This is a genomic window from Aporhodopirellula sallentina SM41 (genome assembly GCF_000346505.1).
Classification (GTDB): domain Bacteria; phylum Planctomycetota; class Planctomycetia; order Pirellulales; family Pirellulaceae; genus Rhodopirellula; species Rhodopirellula sallentina.
Window position 1 is genome coordinate 1 of sequence record NZ_ANOH01000343.1, and the last position, 1,719, is coordinate 1,719.

Consider the following 1,719-nt stretch of genomic DNA (forward strand, 5'->3'; position numbering starts at 1 on the left):
GGTCAGCAATCCGACGTTGCCGTCCACGTTCAGAACCAACTGCGGCGCGTACACGTTCCAGTCCGTTGGCGTCGACGATGGCGAGCCGTCGAGGAGGTTTTGGTTGGTGGTCAGCGTGACGATGCCGAGGGCTTCGAGTTTGCCGATCGTCAAATCGCCGTCGGTGACGGTGATGTCCATGTTCCCGCGGGCATAGGCACGCGATACGGTCAAATCGCCGTAGGGGATGTTGCTGCCGTTGACGGCGTACGTGCCGTTGCCTTGAATGACGCGGAAGTCGGCGTCGGAGGATCCAGACAGTTCTGCGGAAAACGGTACGAGCACACGCAGCGGCGAGTTGACCCCGTCGACAATGTTCACGCCGCGGATGATTTTGCCGTTGAGGTTGACGTCCCCGGCCGCGATGACAGCGGCACCGTCGGCGGTTTCCAAATCGACGAGGTCGCCGATCGAACGGACGCGAACGTTTCCTGTCGATACGATTTGTTGGATAAACAGGTCGCTGGCGCCGTTGAGCGCAACGTCGCCGTCGGCTGTCACCGACAACGTCCCGTCGTCTTCGCCGTTATGGGAATCCGAATCGAGCGTTTCGATGTTGACGTCATCGACGATCTGGATTGTGACGCGTTGCAGGTCGTTGGTGTCCGAAACGAGTTGGCCGGTTTCGAGCGACAACGGAATCGTGGCTCCGTCAACGACGAATTCCCAACGCTCGGTATCGGTGAAATCTTCGGTACCGAACGTGACGTCTTCGCTGCTGCCGGCATCGACACCGACGAAGCGGTAGATTTTTAGGTTCGAGTCGACGGTGACAACGACGGTCTGCCCGTAGGCGACCGAGGTGGAGGTCAGGTATGCGGACGCGTCGAAATCGGGGCCGAGTTGACGCGGCACGTCGACGTGACTTTCGTGCGTGATCGTCATCGGGTTCCACCGGTTCGTGTCGGTGAAGTCTTCGGCTGCGAAAGTGAAGTTTTCGCTGTGCCCGGCACTTCCGGCGACGAATTCATACAGCCCATAGCTGACCGTGTCGTACTCGACCAAGACCACGTTTCCATGCGTGACCGTTTGGGCCGTCGTGTCCCTCGTCGTGTTGAAGTTCACCGTGATGGCTTCGAATCTCGGGTCGGTGCCGAAGTCGACATTGTCAAACGACAACGTGCTGAGGTCGCTGCCGGTGTAGCGGTAGGTGGTGTAGTGACGGCCGATGACGTCGTCGACGGCAGTCCGTGCAAGGAACGATTTGCGTTCGCTCCATTCGTCGAGTCTGTCTTCGAAATCGCTCGCCGACTCACCGTCTGCTTGTTGTGGAACGCCGAGCCCTTGCGACATGTCAAACGTGCGGACGTCGGACAATTGGCCGATGCGTCCCGATGGCGGTGCGTCGGCGTCTCCGGAACCTTTCACGGTCAGTTTGATATCAACGCCGAGAATGTTCAGAGTCTCGGAGGTGTCCGCGGCTGCACCGGAGCCGATCTGTTCGGTGTGAGGATACAGGAATCGACGCAGCGGTCCGGCGAGCGGCGAGGCGAGTTGGGCGGCCGAAAGTGCTCGGTCGGTGCGGCGGGTTTCCCGGCTATCGAGCATCTCGGTTTCGCTCGTCGGGCTTGGCACTGCGGCGCTGTCGCTGAGCACGAAGTAGTAATCTTCGTCGTATTCGCCGTTGCGGATGGTGCTGTTGAGACCGAGCGTTTCGTCGGTGATTTGGATGGCGTTGGT

General features: G+C 59.9%; 1 protein-coding gene. It reads right to left on the reverse strand.

Annotated features, from left to right (window positions below):
• Positions 1 to 1,719 (reverse strand): hypothetical protein (locus RSSM_RS33905; protein WP_008684578.1); only part of this gene is annotated, 1,719 nt, incomplete at both ends.